Origin of the sequence: Micromonospora sp. NPDC050495 (assembly GCF_040655175.1) — a bacterium.
In the GTDB taxonomy this organism is placed as follows: domain Bacteria; phylum Actinomycetota; class Actinomycetes; order Mycobacteriales; family Micromonosporaceae; genus Micromonospora.
This window is the reverse complement of record NZ_JBFAJK010000055.1, coordinates 1-16,610: the sequence shown is the minus strand read 5'-3', so window position 1 is coordinate 16,610 and position 16,610 is coordinate 1. Positions and strand designations below refer to the sequence as shown.

The window sequence follows — 16,610 nt, the reverse complement described above, 5'->3', positions numbered from 1 at the left end:
TCAGCTCTCAGCCGGGCGGTCGGTCGAGCCGTCCCGGAAGCGGGTCACCGTCTCGCGGTTCTCCTCGCCCTCGAGCGGCGCGGCCGGGGCCTCGTTGAGCCGGGTCTCGTCCTCCTTGCCCAGGAAGACCTTCTTGAACTCGGTGATGGCCGAGTCCAGCGAGCCGATGATGTCGTCGTCCCACTTGTTGTCGGCGATCCCGGCCAGGACACCCTCGTGCTTGTGCCGCAGGTACTGGAGGAACTCCGACTCGAAGCGCCGGACCTCGCCCACCGGGATGTCGTCCAGCTTGCCCTCGACGCCGGCCCAGACCGAGACGACCTCCTCCTGCACCGGGTACGGCGAGTAGTTCGGCTGCTTGAGCAGCTCGACCAGGCGGGAGCCGCGCTCCAGCTGGGCCCGGGAGGCCTTGTCCAGGTCGGAGGCGAAGGCGGCGAACGCCTCCAGCTCGCGGTACTGGGCCAGGTTGAGCCGCAGCGAGCCGGCGACCTTGCGCATCGGCTTCACCTGCGCGGCGCCACCGACCCGGGACACCGAGGTGCCGACGTTGATGGCCGGCCGGACGCCCTGGTTGAACAGGTCGGTCTCGAGGAAGATCTGACCGTCGGTGATGGAGATGACGTTGGTCGGGATGAAGGCCGAGATGTCGTTCGCCTTCGTCTCGATGATCGGCAGACCGGTCATCGAGCCGCCGCCCAGTTCGTCGGAGAGCTTGGCGCAGCGCTCCAGCAGCCGGGAGTGCAGGTAGAAGACGTCACCCGGGTAGGCCTCGCGGCCCGGCGGGCGGCGCAGCAGCAGCGACACGGCCCGGTACGCCTCGGCCTGCTTGCTCAGGTCGTCGAAGACGATCAGGACGTGCTTGCCGCCGTACATCCAGTGCTGCCCGATGGACGAGCCGGTGTACGGGGCGATGTACTTGAAGCCGGCCGGGTCGGACGCCGGGGAGGCCACGATGGTGGTGTACTCCATCGCGCCCGCCTCTTCCAGCTGGCCCTTGATCGAGGCGATCGTGGAGGCCTTCTGGCCGATGGCGACGTAGATGCAGCGGACCTGCTTCTTCGGGTCGCCGGAGCGCCAGTTGTCCCGCTGGTTGAGGATGGCGTCCAGGGCGACCGTGGTCTTGCCGGTCTTCCGGTCACCGATGATCAGCTGCCGCTGGCCCCGGCCGATCGGCGTCATGGCGTCGATCGCCTTGATGCCGGTCTGCAGCGGCTCGAAGACCGACTGCCGCGACATCACGTTCGGAGCCTGGAGCTCCAGCTCGCGGTAGCCCTCGTCGGCGATGTCGCCGAGGCCGTCGATCGGCTGGCCGAGCGCGTTCACCACGCGGCCGAGGAACGCGTCGCCGACCGGCACGGAGAGCACCCGGTCGGTGCGCTTGACCCGCTGCCCCTCCTCCAGCTTGGCGGAGTCACCGAGAACGACGACACCGATCTCCCGGACGTCGAGGTTCAGCGCCACGCCGAGCGTGCCGTCCTCGAACTCCAGGAGCTCGTTGGTCTTGGTCGAGGGCAGCCCCTCGACGTGGGCGATGCCGTCACCGGTGTCGGCGACGGTGCCGACCTCCTCGCGGGAGACGTCGGCCGTGTAGGAGGAGACGTAGCGCTCCAGGGCGCCGCGGATCTCCTCCGTCGAGATGGTCAGCTCGGCCATCCTCTGCTTCCTTAAGTATCTCAGGGCCCGGGATACCTAGTACCGACCGGTCCGATGGCATCGAATCAGGGCTGCTCAGTCGCTGATCAGCGCTTCGCGAGCGCGTTGCGGGTCTCGTTCAGGCGGCGCAGGACGGTGCCGTCGTACAGGTCGGAACCGACCCGGACACTCACCCCGCCGAGCACGTCGGGGTTCACCGTCTGCTTGACGGAGACCTCTCGACCGTACATCTCCGAGAGGCGGGCACCGAGGCGTCGCTCCTCCGCGTCATCCAGCGGAGCCGCCACGGTCACGTACGCGACCCGGTGGTCCCGCCGCTCGGCGGCCAGCTCGACCAGCCGGGTGAGCGCTCCGGTGAAGGAACGCCCGCCGAAGCCGGCGAGCGCGACCCCGACGAGGTAACCGGTGATCGGCCGGGCCTTGTCGGCGAGCAGCTGGTCGGCCAGGGTGGCCCGCTGCGCGACCGGCGCCATCTGGTCGGAGAGCACGTTGGACAGCTCCGGGGAGCCGGCGACGACCTGCCCGAAGCGGAACAGCTCGTCCTCCACCTCGCCCAGCTCGCCGGCCTTGTCGGCGCTCGCCAGGAGCGCCTCGACGCCCAGCCGCTCGGTGCCGTCGAGCAGTTCCGACGGAGCCGACCAGCGGCCGGAGACCAGCGAGACGAGCAGGTCGAGCGCGTCGGCGCCGATCTTGGCGCGCAGCATCTCGCTGAGCAGGCCGGCCCGATCCGACCCGGATCGGGCCGGGTCGGAGAGCGCCCGGCGCAGCCGCGGCTCGCGCCGCAGCAGGGCGGCGACGGAGAGGATGTCGTCGGCGGTGGTGGACACCGCCGACGGCTCCGCGCCGCGGGCGTACGCGTCGAGGCGGTCCGCCGCGACCTTGTACGACTCCCGGCTGGCGGCCTGCATCAGCGGGCCCCCGCGCTCTCGAGACCGCTCAGGAACCGGTCCACGGTGCCCTTGCGCCGCGCCTCGTCGGCGAGCGACTCACCGACGATCTTGCTGGCCAGGTCCACCGCGATGGTGCCGACCTCGGTGCGCAGTTCGCGCACGATGGTGGCCCGCTCGGCGGCGAGCTGCTCCTTGCCGGCCGCGATGATCCGGTCGGACTCCTCGCGCGCCTTGGCGAGGATGTCCTGACGGATGCCCTCGGCGTCGGCCCGGGCGTCGTCGCGGATCTTGGCGGCGTCGGTACGCGCCTCCGCGAGTTGGGCCCGGTACTGCTCGAGCAGCTGGTTGGCCTCGGCCTGGGCGGCCTCGGCGCGCTTGATGCCGCCCTCGATCGCGTCGACCCGGGCCTGGAACGTCTGCTCCATCCGCGGGAAGACGAACTTCATCAGCACGTAGCAGAGCACGATGAAGGCGATGCCCCCGACCACGATCTCCTGCCAGGCGGGAATGATCGGGTTGTGGGCGGCCTTTTCACCACCCTCAGCGGCGAGGAAGTACATGGGGAAACCTCCCGGTCAGAGGGGGTGGATCAGCCGGCCCAGATGAAGCCGAAGGCGATGCCCAGCAGCGCGAGCGCCTCGATCACGGCGAAGCCGATCCAGACGTACGGAAGGGTCATCCGCGACGACTCCGGCTGGCGGGCGGTCGACTGGATGTAGGCCGAGAAGACCAGGCCCACGCCGATGCCCGGGCCGATGGCGGCCAGGCCGTAACCGATGGCAGCGGTGCTGCCCGTTACCTCGGCAAGGATGCTCATTGCGGTTCCTCCTGGTTATCACGCGTGACGGTCACGCGGGACGACAACGGTTGGTGCGAAAGAGTGGATCAGTGCTCTTCGGCGAGCGCGCCCTGCACGTAGCTGGCGGTCAGCACCGTGAAGACGTACGCCTGCAGACAGATCACCAGGAACTCGAGGAAGGTCAGCGCGATCGTCATCACCCAGGACAGCACCGAGACCGGAGCCAGCCAGGCGTTGGCGCTGAGCATGGCGAACCCGCCGAGCGTGAAGACCAGCAGGAGCATGTGGCCGGCGAACATGTTCGCGAAGAGACGGACGGCCAGCGAGAACGGCCGGACCAGGAACGTCGAGAAGAACTCGATCGGGATCAGCAGCGGCAGGATGTACCAGGGCGCCGGCGGGACCAGAGAGTTCTTGAAGTACTTCACGAAGCCGTGGTGCCGGATGCCGATCCAGTTGAACAGCACGTAGCTGATCACGGCGAGGAAGGCCGGAAAGGCGATGTGCGAGTTCGGCGAGATCTGGAAGAACGGGATGATCGCGAACGCGTTCGTCAGCAGGACGAAGCAGAAGAGCGTGGTGAAGTACGGCGCGAACCGCACCCCGGCGTGCCCGATCATGTCCACCGCGATGTTGTTCCGCACGAAGCCGTAGATCGACTCGGCGAACCACTGCTTCTTGGTCGGGACGAGCTTCGGGTTCCGGTAGCTGGCCAGGAAGAAGATGATCAGGACGCCGACGGCGAGCCACACCATGGCCGTGATCTTGGTGAACCAGTAGTTGTCGTGCGCACCCCAGGGCAGGATGCTGGGCAGGTAGAAGTCCTCCACACTGGGTGGGAATTCCGCCTGGCCCGCTGCCAGGACGTTCGCCTGTCCGAACACCGCGTCCCTTCCTAAGTAGGCGTGCCCAGTCGGCGGACGACCAGGATGATCCCCCCGGCCATGCCGAGCACGACCCCGATGCCGGTGGCGACGCCGCCGGTATCGAGCCAACGGTCGACCAGCCAGCCGATGAAACCCCAGACGAGCATGCCCCCGATGAGATACGAGAGCGCGGTCCAACCCTGGCCGGCACCGGACGGAACGTCGCCCGAGCCGCCAGTGTTGGGGGGTTTCTGGTCACCGGCCATGACGGGGCGAACGATATCAGTCGAGGAGACGAGGCTGTGCCTCACCCCCCGCACAACCTGGTTGTGTGGGACACGGGCGGGCGAAGTCGTCTCGAGGCACGCTACTCCTCCGTCGGCACTGAGAGAATGACCGATCGCGGACACACCGGCGCGCCGTCCGAAAGGTGGGATGGTCAGCTGTGGACCCGTCGGGCGTGGACCGTGCTGAGCCACCAGACGTGCACCCCGGTCCAGACCACCACGCCCGCCGCGATGCCCAGGCAGAGCGGGATGAGGCCCGACCAGCCGGTCGACGCCACCAGCACCATCACCGCGCCGAGCAGGCTCATCTTGGCGACGTAGACGCCCACGCCGAACGGCAGCACCAGCTGCGGGTCGCGGGCGTCCGCCCAGGCCAGCACCACGGTGGTGAGCGTGTAGCTGGCCGCGGTGAGAGCCACCCCGGCCGCCGCGCCCAGCGCGCCGGCCGGACCGCGGGTCACCCCGCCGACCACCGCCGCGAGCGCCGCCAGCAGCACCGACGCCACCAGCAGCACCGGCAGGTGGCGCAGCCGCCAGCCACGGTCCGCGGCCGCCTCCGCCGCGCGCGTCCCCGGCTCAGCCACGGGGGTACGCCGGGAAGGCGGTGACCAGCTCGGTCACGTCGGCGGCGACCCGGGTCAGCTCGTCCGCGCCGCCGGGGGATGCCGGATCGGTCCGGACCGCCCGGGCGATCAGCGCGGCGATCCGGCGCATCTCCCCCTCGCGCATGCCCTGGGTGGTGACGCTCGGGGTGCCCACCCGGATGCCGGAGGCGACCATCGGCGACTGCGGGTCGTACGGGATGGCGTTCTTGTTGAGGGTGATCCCGGCGGCGTCGCAGCGCGCCTCGGCGGCCGCGCCGGTCACGCCCAGCTCGCGCAGGTCGATCAGGGCCAGGTGGGTGTCGGTGCCGCCGGAGACCGGCCGCATCCCCTCCTCGGCCAGCCCGTCGGCCAGTGCCTGCGCGTTGCTGACCACCTGGCCGGCGTACGTCCGGAACTCGGGCTGGGCGGCCTCGCGCAGGGCGACCGCCTTGGCCGCCACGGCGTGCATCAGCGGGCCGCCCTGGCTGAACGGGAAGACCGCCTTGTCGATCCGGGACGCCAGCGACTCCCGGCAGAGGATCATGCCGCCGCGCGGGCCGCGCAGCACCTTGTGGGTGGTGCAGGTGACCACGTCGGCGTACGGCACCGGGGAGGGCACGACCCGGCCGGCGACCAGCCCGATGAAGTGCGCCGCGTCCACCATCAGGTACGCGTCGACCTCGTCGGCGATCTCCCGGAATCGGGCGAAGTCGATCAGCCGCGGGTACGCCGTCGCACCACAAATGATCATCTTCGGCCGGTGCGCCCGGGCCAGGTCCCGGACCTCGTCGTAGTCGATCAGCTCGGTGTCCCGGCGGACCGGGTAGCCGACCGGGTGGAACCACTTGCCGGAGAAGTTCACCCGGCTGCCGTGGGTGAGGTGACCGCCGTGCGGCAGGTCCATCGCCAGCACGGTGTCGCCCGGCTGCACCAGGGCCGCGTACGCGGCCAGGTTGGCGCTGGCCCCGGAGTGCGGCTGGAGGTTGGCGTGCTCGGCGCCGAAGAGCTCCGTCGCCCGGGCGATGCCGATCTCCTCGGCCCGGTCCACCTCGGCGCAGCCGCCGTAGTAGCGCCGGCCCGGGTAGCCCTCGGCGTACTTGTTGGTCAGGGTGGAGCCCAGCGCGGCCAGCACCGCCGGCGAGGTGAGGTTCTCGCTGGCGATCAGTTGCAGGCCGCCGCGCAACCGCGCCAGCTCCCCCAGCACCACCCCGGCGATCTCCGGATCCACGGTGCTGAGCTGCTGGAAGTCCGGCCCCCAGAAGGTTTCCCTCGCGTTCTCCACAACGAGGGAGTCTACGGAGCCGCACACTGGAGGCCGTGAGATGCCTGGTCACCGGAGCCACCGGTTATATCGGCGGGCGGCTCGCGCCCCGACTGCTCGCCGAGGGGCACACCGTACGCTGCCTGGCCCGCAAGGCGGGACGGCTGCGGGACGTGCCATGGGTGGGGCAGGCCGAGATCGCCGAGGGCGACCTGCGGAAGCCGGCGACGCTGCCGGCCGCCTTCGCCGACGTGGACGTGGCGTACTACCTGGTGCACTCGCTCGGCCAGGCCGGTTTCGAGGCGGCCGACCGGGAGGCGGCGACCAACTTCGCGGCGGCCGCCCGCGCCGCGGGCGTACGCCGGATCGTCTACCTGGGCGGGCCGGAGCCGGCGGCGGACCGCGAGGTGTCGTCGCCGCACCTGCGCTCGCGCGCCGAGGTCGGCCGGATCCTGCTCGGCAGCGGGGTGCCGACCGCGGTGCTCCGGGCCGCGGTGATCATCGGGTCCGGCTCCGCCTCGTTCGAGATGCTGCGCTACCTGACCGAGCGGCTGCCGGCGATGGTCACCCCGCGCTGGGTGCGCAACCGGATCCAGCCGATCGCGGTCCGCGACGTGCTGCGCTACCTGGTCGCCTGCGCGGACCTGCCGCCCGAGGTGAACCGGGGCTTCGACATCGGCGGGCCGGACGTGCTCACCTTCCACGACATGATGCAGCGGTACGCGCGGGTGGCCGGACTCCCCCGGCGGATGATCGTGCCGGTGCGGGCGCTGACCCCGTCGCTCTCCTCGCTCTGGGTCGGGCTGGTCACCCCGGTGCCCAACGCGATCGCCCGGCCGCTGGTGGAGAGCCTGGTCCACGAGGCGATCGCCCACGAACACGACATCGCCCGGTACGTGCCGGACCCGCCCGGCGGGCTGACCGACTTCGACCAGGCCGTCGCCCTGGCGCTGGCCAAGGTGCGCGACGCCGAGGTGGAGACCCGCTGGTCGACGGCGAGCGGGCCGGACGCCCCGGCCGAGCCGCTGCCCAGCGACCCCGCGTGGTCCGGCGGCAGCGCGTACACCGACCTGCGGGAGCGCGCGGTGGCCGCACCGGCCGCGGCGCTCTGGCGGGTCATCGAGGGCGTCGGCGGCGAGCACGGCTGGTACTCGTTCCCGCTGGCCTGGTCGGTGCGGGGCTGGCTGGACCGGCTGGTCGGCGGGGTGGGGCTGCGCCGGGGCCGGCGCGACCCGCACCACCTCCAGGTCGGCGAGGCGCTGGACTTCTGGCGGGTGGAGGAGATCGTCCCCGGTGAGCTGCTGCGGCTGCGCGCCGAGATGCGGCTGCCCGGCCGGGCCTGGCTGGAGATGCGGGCCGAGCCGGCCGGCGACGGCGGCAGCCGCTACATCCAGCGCGCCGTCTTCCTCCCGCACGGCCTGGCCGGCCACCTCTACTGGAAGTCGGTCGCCCCGTTCCACGCGGTCGTCTTCGGCGGCATGGCCCGCAACATCGCCCGGGGCGCCACCCACCCCGCCCGCTGACCCCCGCCGCCGCGGCCCTCCCCCGGGCGGTCAGTCGCCGGTGCGGGGCGAGGTCTGGCGCAGGGCCACGCTCTGGCTGGGCGGGACGAAGTCCAGGGCCGGCTGGTCGCGCAGGGCGTACCCGAGCAGGCGGCCGACGGCCTCGATCTGCCGGACCTGGACGCCGCCGCCCACCGCGTCCCGGGTGTCGTCCGGGTTCGCGGCGATGGTGGCGACGGCGAGCTGCGGGGTGAAGGCCACCACGGTCTCGGTGGCGTTCTGCTCGGAGCTGCCGGTCTTGCCGGCCACCGGCCGGCGCAGCCCGGGCGCCAGTTCCTCGGCGGTGCCGCCGTCGCAGCCCCGGTACATCGACTGCCCGCCCACCGGGCAGCGGGCCGCGTCGGCCGCCGCCCGGGCCACGTCGGTGTCGATCACCTGGCGGCAGTCCGGGCCGCCGGCGGCCACCGTCCGGCCCGAGCTGTCGGTGATCGAGGCGATCGGCGTGGGCCGGCACCAGGTGCCCTCGGCCGCCACGGTGGCGTACGCGTTGGCCAGGTCCAGCGGGGTGGTGGCCGCGACGCCCAGGGTGAACGCCCCCCAGTTCTTCGCACCGTCGCGGGCCAGCCGGGCGTCGTCGGGTGCGCGCAGCACGATGCCGAGCCGCTCGGCCATCTCCACCACCCGGTCGGCGCCGACCCGCTCGGTGAGCCAGGCGAAGTAGGTGTTCACCGACCGGCCGAACGCGCTCCACATGGTGCGCCGCCCGTCCATCCAGGTGGGGTTGGCGTTGGCCGGGCACCAGTTGCCGCCGCAGTTCGCCGGACCGCCGTCGACCGGGTAGTGGGTGACGTAGACGCTCGGCGCGTCGAAGTCGGTGGCCAGCGGCAGCCCGGACTCCAGCGCGGCCAGCATGGCGAAGAGCTTGAAGGTGGACCCGGCCTGGTAGCCGACGATGCCGTTGCCCCCGGCCACCAGTTGGTTGACGGTGTTCGGGTAGTTCTGCTGCCCGGCCGGGTTGGCCGCGACGCTGTAGTTCCGGTTCACCGCCATGGCCAGCACCCGGCCGGTGCCGGGCTGCACCACCGCGGTCGGGGCGGCCCGCTCGTTGCTCTTCGGGTAGATCCGCAGCACCTGATCGATCGCCTCGGCCTGCACGTCCGGGTCGAGCGAGGAGACGATCTTCCAGCCGCCCCGGCGCAGGGTCCGCTGCCGCTCGTCGACCGAGGAGCCGAACGCGGGTTGGGCGTTCCACCACTGGGTGAACCAGTCGCAGAAGAAGCCCCAGTCGTTGTGCGCGGCGGGCACCGCGGTGCAGTCGTTCGGCGTGGCGCTCGGGGTGAGCCGCAACTGCTCGGCCTTCGCGGCGGCGACGGTGGCCGCGTCCACCTGCCCGGTCTCCGCCATCCGGTCCAGCACGTACGCCCGGCGGGACAGCGCCGCGTCGGCGTCGCCGTTGATCGGGTCGTCGGTGTCGGGCGAGCGGACCAGCCCGGCCAGCAGCGCCGCCTGGGCCAGCGTGAGCTTGGCCGGCGTGGTGGAGAAGTAGCGCTTGCTGGCCGCCGCGATGCCGTACGCCCCGGCGCCGAAGTAGGCGATGTTCAGGTAGCGGCCGAGGATCTCGTCCTTGCTCAGCCGGCGTTCCAGGGCCAGCGCGTACCGCATCTCGCGGATCTTGCGGCCGGCGGTGATCTCGGTGGCCCGGGCCCGCTGCTTCTCGGTCAGCCGGGGGTCACCGGCCAGCGCGTTGCGGACGTACTGCATGGTCAGCGTGGAGGCGCCCTGCCGGGTGCCCTCCCGCCGGTTGGCCGTGAAGGCCCGCACCACGCCGCGCACGTCGACGCCGTGGTGCTGGTAGAAGCGGACGTCCTCGGCGGCCACGATGGCCTGCCGCATCACCGGCGCCACCTCGTCGACCGGCACGTCCACCCGGTCCTCGACGTAGAACGAGGTGATCAGGGTGCGGCCGTCGCTGGCGTAGAGGTTGGAGCGCTGGGCCGGTTCCGGCGCCTTCAGCGACTCCGGCAGCGCGGCGTAGGGCATCAGGTTCTTGAAGCCGATCCCGAAGACCAGCGCGGCCGGCAAGGCGGCCGCCGCGAGGGCCATGCCGGCGAGCACGCCGGCGAGCAGAACGGTGAACAGCTTGTTCAGGTGGGCCCGGTTCATCAGCTCTCCCCGCAGGAGCCGGCCGTACGGACCCGTTCAGAATGACCACAATGAGGGCTTTCGCCGCCAAATGCGCAGGAAGTTCGCGAGAAAGGATGAACGTCAGGGCAACAGGGCGGCGGCCAGCGGCTGGACCGTCTCCTCGATCTCGTCGGCCACCCGGCTGAAGCACTGGTCGCCCCGCCCCCACGGATCGTCCAGGTCATCGATGGGCAGCGTGCCGGCCCCCTCGCGGGCCGCGTCCGCCGCCGCCACCAGGGCCACGCCACGGGCGTACACCCCCTCCGGGGTCGCCTCCGCCGGCGGCAGCCCGTCCGTCGACAGCGCGCCCAGCAGCCGGCCGAACTCACCGAGCACGAAGGTGCGGGCGGCGGCGTCCGGACGCAGCGCCACCACGTACTCCTGCTGGTCGGCGGTCGCCGTGAGGACCAGGTCGGCGGCGTCGATCAGATCAGACCGGAGCTTGCGGGCGGCGAACCCGGCCACGTCGCCGCCGCGCGCGGTGACCTGCCGGGCCGCCGGCGGGTTCATCTCCTCGCCGGCGTGCCAGCCACCGGTGCCCGCGCTGTGGCTGTGCACCAGCCCGTCGGCGCCGCTCCCGTCGACCCCCAGCCGGCCCAGCCGCTCACGCACGGCCAGCACCAGCAGCCGCTCGGCCATCGGGGAACGGCAGATGTTGCCCATGCAGACGTGCAGGACGGTGAACGGCGGCACTCAGACCCCCCGCTCGTCGAGGATGTCCGGCACCACGTCCCGCAGCTTCTCCAGCGACACCGCGCCCTGGCGCAGCACCCGGGGCACGTCGCCGGTGAGGTCGACGATGGTGCTCGGCACCGGATCCAGCGCCGGCCCGGCCTCCAGGTACGCCCGCACGCCGTAGCCGAGCTGGTCGCGGGCCTCCTCGGCGGTGAGCGCGGCCGGCTGGCCGACCTTGTTGGCCGAGGCCACCGCCATCGGGCCGGTCTCCCGGAGCACCTCCAGCGCCACCGGATGCAGCGGCATCCGGACCGCCACCGTCCCGGACGAGTCGCCCAGGTCCCAGGCCAGGCTCGGGGAGTGCTCCACCACGATGGTCAGCGCGCCCGGCCAGAACGCCTCGACCAGCTCACGGGCCGAGCGGGGCAGCGAGAAGACCAGGCCGTCGAGGGTGTGCCGGGACCCGATCAGCACCGGGGGCGCCTGCCGGGTGCCACCCTTGGCGTCCGCGAGCGCCTTCACCGCGTACGGGGTGAAGGCGTCGGCGCCGATGCCGTAGACCGTGTCGGTCGGCAGGACGACCAGCTCACCGTTCTTGACCGCCTCGATCGCAGCGGCGATGCCGCGGTCCCGGTCGGCGAGGGACCGACAGTCGTAGAGCATCACGAGGAGCCAGTCTGCCACGCCGGGGCGGGGTCGGCGTGCCGGCCGTCCGCCCGGCGGGACGCGGTGGCGAAACGGGCCCGCTCGGCCAGGTCGCGATGCTCCTCGACCCGCTCGTACCGGCCGTCGGCGGCGAGCAGCGCGGGCACCGTCGCGCCGTGCGTGTCGTCGTGCTCGACGCCGAGCGCGCCACCCGGGCGCAGCAACTGGGCCGCCCGGGCCAGCACCGGGCGGATCACGGCCAGCCCGTCCGCCCCGCCGAATACCGCCTCGTCGGGGTCGTGCCGGGCCACCTCGGGCGGGACGGCCACCGCGCGCGGCACGTACGGCGGGTTGCAGAGCAGCACGTCGACCCGCCCGACCAGGTCGGCGAGCAGGTCCGGGTCGGTGACGTCGGCCGCGACCACCTCGATCGGGGTGTCCCCCGCGGCGGCCCGGTCGGCGGCGTTGCGGCGCAGCCAGTCCAGCGCCGCCGGGGACCGCTCCACCGCCACCACCCGCGCCGCCGGCAGCTCCTGCGCGACGGCCAGGGCGATCGCGCCGGAGCCGCTGCACAGGTCCACGACCAGGGGCGCGGCCAGCGGCCGGGCCTGCTCGATCCCCCAGCCGGCGAGCAACTCGGTCTCCGGGCGGGGCACGAAGACCCCCGGCCCGACCGCCAGCTCCAGATGCCGGAAACCGGCCGTGCCGGTGAGGTGCTGGAGGGGTTCCCGGGCGGACCGCCGCTCGACCAGGGCGGCCAGCCGGTCGCGCTGCGCCGGGCTGAACCCGTCGGCCAGCGCCAGCCGGCCGCGCGGCACGTCCAGCACGTACGCGGCCAGCTGCTCGGCCTCGGCCCGGGGCGCCTCGACGCCCGCGGCGGCGAGTGCCCGGGCGGCCCGGGCGACCACCAATGAGGGTCGCTCGCCTTCTGTCCCTTTGGACGGGTGTTGCGGGAGGGAGGTCACGACATAATCATGAAACGTCGCGGGTCACAGCACGAGCGGGTGCGGCCGGAGGCACACCGACAGGGAGGTCGCGAGTGGGCTGGCTCGACCGGGTCGCTGACCAGGTTGACGCCCTCCGCCGGGCGCGCGCCCTGCAGGAGGCGAGCCGCTCCGCGGAGGCGTGCGTCCTGCTGGACCGGGTCATCCGCACCACCACCGACCCGTGCGCCCGGGCCGACGCGCTGGTCCAGCGCCTCTCCGCCCTGATCAACCTCGGCCGGACGGCCGAGTTCACCCGGGCCATCGAGGAGGCCTCCGCCGCCGTCCGGGACCTCTCCGAGCCCTACCTGCACGGGCACCTCAACGCGCTGGCCGCGCTCGCCGCGCACCACCAGGGGGCGCTGGACCGCTGCGTCACCCACCTGGTCAAGGCGGCCCGGGCGCTCACCGCCGACGACGACCCGGACCGGGACACCGCCTGGGGCTGGCACGACCTGGCGATGGCCTACTCCTACCTGAGCTTCCACGGGCACGCCCTCGGCGCGATCGAGCGGGCCCGCCAGGTCGGGCTCACCGCCGGCATCCCCGAGGAGACCTTCGCCGCGCCGGGCATCCGGCTGCGCAACGCGGTCGCCCTGGACCACAACGGCGACAGCGACGGCTGCCTGCGGGTGCTGCGCGACGTGGCCGGCGACCTGAGCCGCTTCCTGCGCGACGGGCGGGCCGGCAACCTGCGGCCCAGCAGCCTGGCCGCGTACGGGTACGCGGCCTCCCGGCGGGCCGCCCTGGGTGACCGGACGGAGTCCGGCACCGACGCCGACCCGGCCCGGCTGCTGGCCCACGGCGGCGACAGCGCCCGCGCCCGTGACCTGCGCCAGCTCGGCCAGGTCTGCCTGGCCGTGGCGGACGGGCGGCCGATCGAGGCGGTCGCCCGGCTGGACACCATCGGGGTCTCCGACGAGACGCTCGGCGCCGCCGAGGCGCCCCGGCTGCGCAGCATCGCGCTGGCCCGGGCCGGCGACCACGCCGCCGCGCACCGGGCCGACCGGCACGCGTTCCGGCTGGCGGCCCAGCGCAACGACCGGCTGCGCGACGTCTACATCGACGGCATCGCCGCCCGGATCGACCACGAGGAGATGCGCCGGGAGGCCGCCCGGTACGAGGGCGAGGCGCTGACCGACCCGCTGACCGGGCTGCCCAACCGGCGCCGGCTGGAGCGCTACATCGGCGCGGTGGTGGCCCGCGGCGACCGGGTGGTGATCGGCGTCTGCGACCTGGACGGCTTCAAGGCGGTCAACACCCGGCACGGCCACCACTCCGGCGACCTGGTGCTGCAACGGATCGCCGGGGTGATCAACCGGGTGATGCGGCGCGGCGACTTCGTGTCCCGCTACGGCGGGGACGAGTTCGTGGTGGTGCTGCCCGAGACGGGCATGACGGAGGCGGCCGAGGTGGCCCGCCGGATCCAGGCCGCGGTGCGGACCGAGGACTGGGAGTCGCTGGTGCCCGGCACCCCGGTCGGGGTGAGCATCGGCTTCGCCGAGGTGAGCGGCGGCTCCGGGGTGAGTGTGCGGGAGGCGCTGGGCGCCGCGTTCGAGCTGGCCGACCGGGAGATGCTCCGGGCCAAGGACCGCCTCCGCGCCAGCTGAGCGCGGGCCCGGGCGTCCGCGCCGGCCGGGGGACGGCCCCGGGTCAGCGGCGGCTCAGCTCCGTCTCGCCGGCCAGCCGGGCGGCGCGGTCGGCCTCGGCCAGGGCGTCGAGCACGCCGTCCAGCTCACCGGCCAGGGCCAGATCCAGGTTGTACGCGGTGTAGCCGATCCGGTGATCGGTGATCCGGTTCTGCGGGAAGTTGTAGGTGCGGATCCGCTCGGACCGGTCCACCGTGCGTACCTGCGCCTTGCGGGCGTCCGAGGCGGCCGCGTCGGCCTGCTCCTGGGCCGCCGCGAGCAGCCGGGCCCGCAGGATCCGCATGGCCTGCTCCCGGTTCTGCAGCTGGGACTTCTCGTTCTGGCAGGAGACCACGATCCCGGTCGGTACGTGGGTGATCCGGACCGCCGAGTCGGTGGTGTTGACCGACTGCCCGCCGGGCCCGGACGAGCGGAACACGTCGATCCGCAGGTCGTTCGGGTCGACGGTGACGTCGACGTCCTCGGCCTCGGGCAGCACCAGCACCCCGGCGGCGCTGGTGTGGATCCGGCCCTGCGACTCGGTGACCGGGACGCGCTGCACCCGGTGCACGCCGCCCTCCCACTTCAGCCGGGACCAGACGCCGTTGCCGGCCTCCGGCACCCCCTTGGTCTTGATCGCCAGGGAGACGTCCTTGACGCCGCCGAGGTCGGAGTCCTGGGCGTCGATCACCTCGGTGACCCAGCCGTGCCGCTCGGCGTACCGGGTGTACATCCGAAGCAGGTCACCGGCGAAGAGCGCCGACTCCTCGCCGCCCTCGCCGGCCTTGATCTCGACGATGACGTCCTTGGCGTCGTGCGGGTCGCGCGGGATCAGCAGCTCCGCCAGCCGCTCCTCGAGCGCCGGCAGGGACGCCGCCAGCGCCTCCGCCTCGCCGCCGAACGCCGGGTCCTCGGCGGCCAGCTCCCGGGCCGCGGCCAGGTCGGCGCGGGCCTGCTCCAGCTCGTCGGCGGCCTTGTGCAGCGGGACCAGCTCGGCGTAGCGCCGGCCCACCCGCCGGGCGGTGCCCTGGTCGGCGTGGATGGCCGGGTCGGCCAGCCGCCGCTCCAGCTCGGCGTACTCGTCGAGAAGGGCGGCCAGGCGCTCACTGCTCATGCTGCGGGTGCTCCTTCGGCGACGGCCGGGTGGTGGGCGGGAACAGGCGGGCGGAAACGGACGAACGCCCGTGTCCGGCACGGAGCCGGACACGGGCGTCGTCGACGGAGCTACTTGGCCTTCTTGGCCTGAACCTTGGCGTACTTCTGCTGGAACTTCGCGACCCGACCGGCGGTGTCCAGCACGCGCTGCTTACCGGTGTAGAACGGGTGGCAGGCGCTGCAGGTCTCGACGCTGATGGCGCCGCCCTTGGCGGTGCTGCGGGTCGTGAAGGAGTTGCCGCAGGAGCAGCGGACCTCGGTGGTCACGTACTCCGGGTGGATGTTGGGCTTCATGTCGCCTCGGTCCTTTCGTCGGTGGTCGCCGGGTCGCCGTCGGGCGTCCCGTCGTCGTGCGACGGGACTCGGGCGTGAACCGGAACCGGTGGCCGATTGACCAGTGTGCCACGGGCGTCCGTCGACTCGACGAGCGGCCCACACAGCAGGTCCGGCAGGCGCAACGCTCACCTCCCGGCACGCATTCCCGCCCGGCTCCCGGGCATTCGTCACCCGGGGTGCCCCGGCACGGGACGAACGGGAGGTGTGACGTGTTCCGCCTGATCGCGACCCGAGGGCTGCCCGCCTCCGGCAAGACCACCTTCGCCCGGCGGCTCCAGCCCGGCGTGGTCCGGGTCAACCGGGACGACCTGCGCCGGATGCTGCACGGCGAACGGCTCTTCACCCAGTGGGCGGAGGGCCAGGTCACCCGGGTCCAGCGGGCGCAGGTGGAGGCGCTGCTGGCCGCCCGGGTGAGCGTCTGCGTGGACGACACCAACCTGCGCTCGCGCACCCTGCGGGACTGGGCCGAACTGGCCGAACGGTTCGGCGCGGCGTTCGAGGTGCACGACTTCACCGACGTGCCACTGGCGGAGTGCCTGCGCCGGGACGCGGCACGCCCGGAGGCGGACCGGGTCGGCGAGGCGGCGATCCGCCGGCTGCACGAGCGCTACCTGGCCAACCGGCCGCTGCCGCTGCCGGTGCCGACGGCCGGCACGGGCGGCCCGGCGACCGTCCACCCGCCGCGCCCCGAGCCGCCGCCGATCGTGCTGGTGGACATCGACGGCACGGTGGCGCTGGCCGTCTCCCGCAGCCCGTACGACATGAGCCGGGTGGGCGAGGACGCGCCGAACGAGGCGGTGATCGCGGCGGTGCGGGCCATGCACGCGGCCGGGCACGAGGTGGTGTTCTGCTCGGGCCGGGACGCCTCGGCCCGGGCCGACACGGAGGCCTGGCTGGCCCGGCACGTCCGGGTGCCGTACCTGGCGCTGCACCTGCGCGCGGTCGGCGACCACCGCAAGGACGCCGTGGTCAAGCGGGAGATCTACGAGCGGGAGATCCGCGACCGGTACCGGGTGGTCGGGGTCTTCGACGACCGGCAGCAGGTGGTCCGGATGTGGCGCTCGCTCGGTGCCGGTCTCGGCGGTGAGGTCGTCGACCGCCTGGCTCATCGGGTCGGTGCCGTCGGTGGCGGGGCCGCCGAGGCTCATGCTGACCACCTTCG

At 73.1% G+C, this 16,610-nt stretch carries 17 protein-coding genes; 3 read left to right on the top strand and 14 right to left on the bottom strand.

Going from position 1 to position 16,610, the window contains the following annotated elements; translation table 11 throughout:
• The 8 genes from atpA to glyA all read right to left on the bottom strand — a co-directional run bounded on the left by atpA (nucleotide 1) and on the right by glyA (nucleotide 6,361).
• Nucleotides 1-1,653, bottom strand: coding sequence for a F0F1 ATP synthase subunit alpha (gene atpA, locus AB0I11_RS30480; RefSeq protein ID WP_357328405.1), 1,653 nt, complete (start codon nucleotides 1,651-1,653; stop codon nucleotides 1-3).
• An 86-nt stretch (nucleotides 1,654-1,739) separates the two neighbouring features.
• The gene (locus AB0I11_RS30475; RefSeq protein ID WP_357328402.1) at nucleotides 1,740-2,561 is read right to left on the bottom strand and encodes a F0F1 ATP synthase subunit delta; all 822 of its coding nucleotides are present in this window, start codon (nucleotides 2,559-2,561) and stop codon (nucleotides 1,740-1,742) included.
• The gene (locus tag AB0I11_RS30470) at nucleotides 2,561-3,103 is read right to left on the bottom strand and encodes a F0F1 ATP synthase subunit B (RefSeq protein ID WP_357328400.1); all 543 of its coding nucleotides are present in this window, start codon (nucleotides 3,101-3,103) and stop codon (nucleotides 2,561-2,563) included. Before AB0I11_RS30470 ends, AB0I11_RS30475 begins: the two co-directional genes overlap by 1 nt.
• 29 nt (nucleotides 3,104-3,132) lie before the next feature.
• A complete protein-coding gene (locus AB0I11_RS30465; protein WP_091318740.1) occupies nucleotides 3,133-3,360 on the bottom strand; it encodes a F0F1 ATP synthase subunit C in 228 nt (75 codons plus the stop codon).
• Nucleotides 3,361-3,428: 68 nt separating this feature from the next.
• On the bottom strand, nucleotides 3,429-4,226 hold the full coding sequence (gene atpB / locus AB0I11_RS30460) for a F0F1 ATP synthase subunit A (protein WP_357328396.1): 798 nt from the start codon (nucleotides 4,224-4,226) through the stop codon (nucleotides 3,429-3,431).
• 11 nt (nucleotides 4,227-4,237) lie between these two features.
• Nucleotides 4,238-4,474 (bottom strand): AtpZ/AtpI family protein, encoded by a 237-nt coding sequence (locus AB0I11_RS30455; RefSeq protein ID WP_091069120.1) that lies wholly within the window; start codon nucleotides 4,472-4,474, stop codon nucleotides 4,238-4,240.
• Nucleotides 4,475-4,647: 173 nt separating this feature from the next.
• Nucleotides 4,648-5,079, bottom strand: coding sequence for a hypothetical protein (locus AB0I11_RS30450; RefSeq protein WP_357328392.1), 432 nt, complete (start codon nucleotides 5,077-5,079; stop codon nucleotides 4,648-4,650).
• Complete coding sequence (gene glyA / locus AB0I11_RS30445) at nucleotides 5,072-6,361, bottom strand: serine hydroxymethyltransferase (protein ID WP_357328389.1); 1,290 nt, start codon at nucleotides 6,359-6,361, stop codon at nucleotides 5,072-5,074. Before glyA ends, AB0I11_RS30450 begins: the two co-directional genes overlap by 8 nt.
• Nucleotides 6,362-6,396: 35 nt before the next feature.
• Here glyA and AB0I11_RS30440 point away from each other — a divergent pair, with 35 nt between their 5' ends.
• Nucleotides 6,397-7,863, top strand: coding sequence for an SDR family oxidoreductase (locus AB0I11_RS30440; protein ID WP_357328386.1), 1,467 nt, complete (start codon nucleotides 6,397-6,399; stop codon nucleotides 7,861-7,863).
• A gap of 30 nt (nucleotides 7,864-7,893) precedes the next feature.
• Here the strand turns inward: AB0I11_RS30440 and AB0I11_RS30435 are convergent, their stop codons facing one another.
• The 4 genes from AB0I11_RS30435 to prmC all read right to left on the bottom strand — a co-directional run bounded on the left by AB0I11_RS30435 (nucleotide 7,894) and on the right by prmC (nucleotide 12,311).
• Nucleotides 7,894-10,005, bottom strand: coding sequence for a transglycosylase domain-containing protein (locus tag AB0I11_RS30435; protein ID WP_357328383.1), 2,112 nt, complete (start codon nucleotides 10,003-10,005; stop codon nucleotides 7,894-7,896).
• Between the two features lie 102 nt (nucleotides 10,006-10,107).
• Entirely contained in the window at nucleotides 10,108-10,719 is a 612-nt protein-coding gene (locus AB0I11_RS30430) for a phosphotyrosine protein phosphatase (RefSeq protein ID WP_357328380.1), read from the bottom strand.
• Complete coding sequence (locus AB0I11_RS30425; protein ID WP_046563796.1) at nucleotides 10,720-11,364, bottom strand: L-threonylcarbamoyladenylate synthase; 645 nt, start codon at nucleotides 11,362-11,364, stop codon at nucleotides 10,720-10,722. It abuts the gene before it with no gap.
• Nucleotides 11,364-12,311, bottom strand: coding sequence for a peptide chain release factor N(5)-glutamine methyltransferase (gene prmC, locus AB0I11_RS30420; protein ID WP_357328377.1), 948 nt, complete (start codon nucleotides 12,309-12,311; stop codon nucleotides 11,364-11,366). The genes AB0I11_RS30425 and prmC overlap by 1 nt, the downstream gene beginning before the upstream one ends.
• A gap of 74 nt (nucleotides 12,312-12,385) precedes the next feature.
• On the opposite strand from prmC, the gene AB0I11_RS30415 reads away from it, so the two are divergent.
• Entirely contained in the window at nucleotides 12,386-13,939 is a 1,554-nt protein-coding gene (locus tag AB0I11_RS30415; protein ID WP_357328373.1) for a GGDEF domain-containing protein, read from the top strand.
• A gap of 43 nt (nucleotides 13,940-13,982) precedes the next feature.
• Here AB0I11_RS30415 and prfA read toward each other — a convergent pair whose 3' ends face one another.
• Entirely contained in the window at nucleotides 13,983-15,071 is a 1,089-nt protein-coding gene (gene prfA, locus AB0I11_RS30410) for a peptide chain release factor 1 (protein ID WP_357328370.1), read from the bottom strand.
• Nucleotides 15,072-15,181: 110 nt separating this feature from the next.
• Nucleotides 15,182-15,406: a 50S ribosomal protein L31 gene (gene rpmE, locus AB0I11_RS30405; protein WP_046563792.1), complete on the bottom strand. Its 225-nt coding sequence runs from the start codon at nucleotides 15,404-15,406 to the stop codon at nucleotides 15,182-15,184.
• Between the two features lie 251 nt (nucleotides 15,407-15,657).
• Between rpmE and AB0I11_RS30400 the strand changes: the two genes are divergently transcribed.
• Nucleotides 15,658-16,610: AAA family ATPase (locus AB0I11_RS30400; protein ID WP_357328366.1), on the top strand; the 953-nt coding region annotated here is incomplete at its 3' end.

Bases quoted from the DNA above. Each gene is read 5' to 3' on its own strand.
- atpA (WP_357328405.1), bottom strand. From the start codon at position 1,653: ATGGCCGAGCTGACCATCTCGACGGAGGAGATCCGCGGCGCCCTGGAG.
- AB0I11_RS30475 (WP_357328402.1), bottom strand. From the start codon at position 2,561: ATGCAGGCCGCCAGCCGGGAGTCGTACAAGGTCGCGGCGGACCGCCTC.
- AB0I11_RS30470 (WP_357328400.1), bottom strand. From the start codon at position 3,103: ATGTACTTCCTCGCCGCTGAGGGTGGTGAAAAGGCCGCCCACAACCCG.
- AB0I11_RS30465 (WP_091318740.1), bottom strand. From the start codon at position 3,360: ATGAGCATCCTTGCCGAGGTAACGGGCAGCACCGCTGCCATCGGTTAC.
- AB0I11_RS30455 (WP_091069120.1), bottom strand. From the start codon at position 4,474: ATGGCCGGTGACCAGAAACCCCCCAACACTGGCGGCTCGGGCGACGTT.
- AB0I11_RS30435 (WP_357328383.1), bottom strand. From the start codon at position 10,005: ATGAACCGGGCCCACCTGAACAAGCTGTTCACCGTTCTGCTCGCCGGC.
- AB0I11_RS30425 (WP_046563796.1), bottom strand. From the start codon at position 11,364: ATGCTCTACGACTGTCGGTCCCTCGCCGACCGGGACCGCGGCATCGCC.
- prfA (WP_357328370.1), bottom strand. From the start codon at position 15,071: ATGAGCAGTGAGCGCCTGGCCGCCCTTCTCGACGAGTACGCCGAGCTG.
- rpmE (WP_046563792.1), bottom strand. From the start codon at position 15,406: ATGAAGCCCAACATCCACCCGGAGTACGTGACCACCGAGGTCCGCTGC.